This is a genomic window from Dietzia maris (assembly GCF_014144855.1).
Lineage (GTDB): Bacteria > Actinomycetota > Actinomycetes > Mycobacteriales > Mycobacteriaceae > Dietzia > Dietzia kunjamensis.
This window is the reverse complement of sequence record NZ_JAALDN010000289.1, coordinates 1-5,047: the sequence shown is the minus strand read 5'-3', so window position 1 is coordinate 5,047 and position 5,047 is coordinate 1. Positions and strand designations below refer to the sequence as shown.

Annotated in this window: 5 protein-coding genes and 1 pseudogene; 4 read left to right on the top strand and 2 right to left on the bottom strand. The window is 71.3% G+C overall.

What is annotated here, in order from left to right; translation table 11 throughout:
* Positions 1 to 611 (top strand): annotated as a pseudogene (locus G6024_RS10005) (hypothetical protein); the annotation flags it as partial.
* On the opposite strand, the gene glgA reads toward G6024_RS10005, so the two are convergent.
* Positions 600 to 1,766, bottom strand: coding sequence for a glycogen synthase (gene glgA, locus G6024_RS10000; protein ID WP_069388937.1), 1,167 nt, complete (start codon positions 1,764 to 1,766; stop codon positions 600 to 602). The pseudogene G6024_RS10005 and the gene glgA overlap by 12 nt on opposite strands.
* A gap of 143 nt (positions 1,767 to 1,909) precedes the next feature.
* On the opposite strand from glgA, the gene glgC reads away from it, so the two are divergent.
* On the top strand, positions 1,910 to 3,136 hold the full coding sequence (gene glgC / locus G6024_RS09995; protein ID WP_119191774.1) for a glucose-1-phosphate adenylyltransferase: 1,227 nt from the start codon (positions 1,910 to 1,912) through the stop codon (positions 3,134 to 3,136).
* Between the two features lie 41 nt (positions 3,137 to 3,177).
* Here glgC and G6024_RS09990 read toward each other — a convergent pair whose 3' ends face one another.
* The gene (locus G6024_RS09990) at positions 3,178 to 3,786 is read right to left on the bottom strand and encodes an O-methyltransferase (RefSeq protein ID WP_159148617.1); all 609 of its coding nucleotides are present in this window, start codon (positions 3,784 to 3,786) and stop codon (positions 3,178 to 3,180) included.
* A 202-nt stretch (positions 3,787 to 3,988) separates the two neighbouring features.
* Between G6024_RS09990 and sigE the strand changes: the two genes are divergently transcribed.
* Positions 3,989 to 4,609 (top strand): RNA polymerase sigma factor SigE, encoded by a 621-nt coding sequence (gene sigE, locus G6024_RS09985; RefSeq protein ID WP_119191775.1) that lies wholly within the window; start codon positions 3,989 to 3,991, stop codon positions 4,607 to 4,609.
* Positions 4,610 to 4,748: 139 nt separating this feature from the next.
* Positions 4,749 to 5,047, top strand: a 299-nt coding sequence (locus tag G6024_RS09980) for an anti-sigma factor family protein (RefSeq protein ID WP_159148616.1), incomplete at its 3' end; no start/stop codon positions are given.

The following is a 5,047-nucleotide window of genomic DNA, read 5'->3' as shown; positions in this document are numbered from 1 at the left end:
GTCCGACGGGCGAGCTCGGGACGGATGAGGGCGGGCCGGACGAGTCCGGACCGGGCGGGCCCGGACCGGCCGTGCTGGGGGTCGGCACGGAGATCTCCACCGCGGCGGCGCGCCGACTCGCCAGGGTCCACGATGACGTCGCGGCCCTGGTCGCGGACACCTGGGACGGACTCCCGCTCGCGGACGACTGCGTCGACCTGGTGCAGGTGGTCTTCGCCCCGAGGAACCCGGCGGAGTTCGCCCGGGTGCTCCGGCCGGGTGGCACGTTGGTCGTCGCCGTTCCCGGGCCGGGCCATCTCGAGCCACTGCGTTCGGCCGGCGGCATGCTGGAGCCGGCCCCGGACAAGTCGGACCGCCTGGACGCGGACCTCGCCGACCACTTCCGCCCCGGCGAGGTGCGTACCGTCGACGTGCTCACCGAGGTCCCCGCCCCGGTGGCCGTGGACCTGGCGCTCATGGGGCCGAGCGGCGTCCACCTCGACAGGTCCGGGCTCGAGGCCCGGTTGGGCCCGCAGGACCGCCCGGTCCGGATACACGTCGAGGTGCACACCTACCGGGCGCTGCCGGCCGGGAGGCCGCCTCCACGGCCGGGGGAGCCTCTACAGCAGTGAGGCGTACATCCGATGGGTCTGCTCGGCGATCGCCTCCCACGAGAACCGGGTACGGGCCCGCTCCTTGCCCGCCAGCCCCATCCGGGCGGCCTTGCCCGGGTCCGCCACCAGGTCGTTGACGGCAGCCGCGAGCCCGGCCTCGAATGCGTCGGTCGCGGATGCGTCGTAGTGGACGAGGGTGCCCGTCTCGCCGTCGACGACCACCTCGGGGATCCCGCCGACATCGGACGCCACGACCGCCGTGTCGCACGCCATCGCCTCCAGGTTGACGATGCCCAGTGGCTCGTAGACCGACGGGCAGGCGAAGACCGTCGCGGCGGAGAGGATCTCGATGACCTCCTCGCGCGGCAGCATGTCGCGCAGCCAGAACACACCGTCGCGGGTGGACTGCAGCTCCGCCACCAGCGACTCCATCTCGGCGGCGATCTCGGGGGTGTCCGGGGCGCCGGCGCACAGCACCAGCTGGGCGTCAGGGTGGAAGTCCCGGGCGGCGCGCACCAGGTGGGGCACGCCCTTCTGCCGGGTGATCCGTCCGACGAACGCCACGATCGGCCGGTCCGGGTCCACCCCGTTCCGGCGCAGGACCGAACCCTCGCCGGCGAAGGTCTCGACGGGTGACCACACGGAGGTGTCGATGCCGTTGAGGATCACGTGGATGCGGTCCGGGTCGATCTCGGGGTAGACGCGCAGGATCTCGTCCTTCATCCGGGCGCTCACCGCGACCACCGCGTCGGCTCCCGCGAAGGCGGTGCGCTCCGACCACGACGAGACCCGGTATCCACCGCCGAGCTGCTCGGCCTTCCATGGCCGGCTGGGTTCCAGTGAATGCGCGGACACAACGTGCGGGATGCCGTAGAGCTGCCCCGCGAGGTGCCCGGCGAGCCCCGTGTACCAGGTGTGGGAGTGGACGAGGTCCGCGCCCTCGGCCGCGACGCTCATGCGCAACCCGGCGGAGAGAGTCTGGATCGCGGGGTTGGCGTCCGCGCCCAACTCGGGATCCGGTCGGAAAGCGCGGGCGGTGTCGCGGTCGGCCCCCATGCACAGCACGTCCACCTCGCACAGCGGCCGTAGGTTGGCCACCAGTTCGGTCACGTGCACTCCGGCACCGCCGTAAACCTCCGGCGGGTACTCCCTCGTCATCATCGCTACTCGCACACCGGCCAAGGTAGTCGCTCGGGCCCCCGCCCGAGGCGTGCCCGGCGAACACCGCCCGACCGCGGGGTTACGGTTCGGTACTGGTCGGGGGCAAACCCCACGATGACCGGTCCGGGTGAGGGCGGAGTCGATACGGTGGGGGCGTGAGGAATCAGCCGCACGTCCTAGCAATCGTCCTCGCCGGTGGCGAGGGCAAGCGACTCTTCCCGCTCACGGCGGACCGGGCCAAACCCGCGGTGCCGTTCGGGGGGTCCTACCGTCTCATCGACTTCGTGCTCAGCAACCTCGTCAACGCGGGGTTCATGCAGATCTGCGTCCTCACCCAGTACAAGTCCCACTCGCTGGACCGCCACATCGCCCAGGTGTGGCACATGCGCGGGATGGGCGGCGAGTACGTCGCACCGGTCCCCGCCCAGCAACGTCTGGGCCCCCGCTGGTACACCGGGTCGGCCGACGCGATCCTGCAGTCGCTCAACCTGGTCTACGACGAGAAGCCGGACCACATCGTCGTGTTCGGCGCGGACCACGTGTACCGGATGGACCCCAGGCAGATGCTGGACCACCACATCTCCACCGGCGCCGCCGTGACCGTCGCGGGGATCCGCGTCCCGCGCAGCGAGGCGTTCGCGTTCGGCTGCATCGACGCCGGCGACGACGACCTGATCCGCGGCTGGGTCGAGAAGCCCTCCGACCCCCCGGGCACGCCGGATGATCCGGACGCGACCTTCGCCTCCATGGGCAACTACATCTTCACCACCAACGCCCTCATCGAGGCGCTCAAGGCGGACGCGGAGAAGCCCGACTCCACCCACGACATGGGCGGCGACATCATCCCGGCCCTCGTCGAGCAGGAGCGGGCCTACGTCTACGACTTCGCCCTGAACAACGTCCCCGGCGAGACCGAGCGTGATGCCGGGTACTGGCGCGACGTGGGCACCATCGACGCGTTCTACGACGCGCACATGGACCTGGTGTCGGTGCACCCCGTGTTCAACCTCTACAACTCCCTGTGGCCCATCCGGACCCAGCAGGACAACCTGCCGCCGGCGAAGTTCGTCAACGGCGGCATGTCCCAGGAGTCCATGGTCGGCTCGGGGACGATCGTCTCCGCCGCCACCGTGCGCAACTCGGTGTTGTCGAACAACGTCATCGTCGAGGACGGGGCGGTCGTCGAGGGCAGTGTCCTCATGCCGGGCGTCCGCATCGGTCGCGGGGCCGTGGTCCGCAAGGCGATCGTCGACAAGAACTGCCACATCGGCGACGGGGACCTGATCGGTGTGGATCACGAACGCGACCGCAGCCGGTTCCCGGTCAGCGCGGGCGGCGTGGTGAGCGTCGCCAAGAACACCACCACCTCACTGCCGGGTTGACCTCGCGCCCGGGGGGTGAACCCTCGGGAGGGGACGACCGCTCAGAGGGTGACCACGGTCAGGCCGGTCCCCACGGGGAGCACCGTGACGTGCGCGCGCTCGGGCAGCCCCGCGTCCTCGGGCAGCGGGGCGTGCTCACCCATCAGGACCAGCGCGCCGCCGGCGCGCAACAGCTGGTGGGATCGGGAGATTACGCGCGGCACCGAATGTGCCGGGACGTCCGCGACCACGAGGTCGTAGGCGCCGTCCGCGAGCTTGTCCGCCACCTCGAGCGGCCGGGCGGCGATGTAGCGGGCGGAGGAGGCGGGATGGCCCGCGCCGCGGACGGCCGATCGCGCCGCCTCGAGGTGATGCGGGTCGTCGGTGATGCAGGTGACCACGGTTCCGGAGCCGGGCGCGGCCGCCGCGAGGATCGCCAGAGCGGGGACTCCCGGCGCGGGGGTGATGCACACGGCGGCGCGGGTGCCGTTCAAGCGGGCCACCAGGCGGATCGCGTCCGCGGTCAGGGCGTCTGGCGAGGCGGCCCCGAGTTCCTCGGCCTCGGCCCGTGCGGAGGCGTAGAGCGAGTCGTCGACGAGGGCGGCGCTGCGTTGCGCCATCCCGTCGAGACCGGAGCGATCGGTGGCGGGGACATCAGAGGAATCGGACACCTGAGCAGCGTATCCCCGACCGGGGAGGCAGCGGTGATCAACGCGCGGTGATCGGATCGGTATCAGACTCTCAGGGCTGTCTCAGTACGCGTATACCGTGAGGACAGCCCCGTAGGGGAGGGTGGGCACACGTCGCGCCACGAGGGCGCGGCCACCACCGCGCGGGCTCCCACAGGCCCGGGCCGGAAGGCGGCGGCAGCGCATGTACTCACGAACCGTGCACGGGACGGCGATCGCACCGGTCGCCCTCGGCGAGGCGGCCGGGACCGCTCGTTTCGACGCCACCGGCGAGGCTACGGACATGCCGTCCTGGTCCGAGCTCGTCGCGCAGCACGGTGACCGTGTCTACCGCCTGGCGTACCGCCTCTGCGGGAACGCCCACGACGCCGAGGACATCACCCAGGAGGCGTTCATCAGGGTGTTCCGCTCGCTGGACCGCTACAAGCCGGGGACCTTCGAGGGCTGGATGCACCGCATCGTCACCAACCTGTTCCTCGATTCCGCACGCCGGCGCGGGCGCATCCGCTTCGAGGCGCTGCCCGAGGACGCCGAAAGGGTGCCCGGTCGTGAACGCAGCCCGGAGCAGGTGATCTCGGAGGAGACGTTCGACCCCGTCCTGCAGACCGCGCTGGCCAACCTGTCCCCGGAGTTCCGCGCCGCCGTGGTCCTCAGTGACATCGAGGACCTCAGCTACGAGGAGGTCGGACGCATCCTGGGCGTGAAGATGGGCACGGTCAGGAGCCGGATCCACCGCGGACGGGCCGCGTTGCGTGCGGAACTCGAGGCGGCCGGGGTCACCGGCGCCCACCAGCGCATCGACTGATCCCTCGGGCGATCGGCACAACCCGCGTCCGTACCGGGAACAGCGGGTGGCGGTGCGGGAACCCTGCGAGTACGCCGGACGTTGACACCTCGACGGGGACTCAGACGAGCCCACGAGATGACCGGAGAAGGGGAGGCGCGTGGACAGACACCTCCACGGACGCGGACCCGGCCCCGAGTTCACGCTGTCGTTCGACTCGGCGCGGAAAGTGGTCGACAGGACCGGCCCGCCCCGCGCCAGAGAGAGCTTCCTGTCCACCGACCACCTCTCCACGGAAGCCGCCGCAGCCTATGTCGACGGTCGGCTACCGCCCTCGGGGCAGTCCCGGGCCGACGCCCACCTGGCCCGGTGTCCGCACTGTCGTCGGGAGGTCGAGGACCAGCGTGAGGCACGCCGCGCACTGCGCGGATCCGGCCCCATCCAGATGCCCCGCGAACT

Coding starts and splice junctions, on each gene's coding strand:
- sigE (WP_119191775.1), top strand. CDS start 3,989: ATGTACTCACGAACCGTGCACGGGACGGCGATCGCACCGGTCGCCCTC.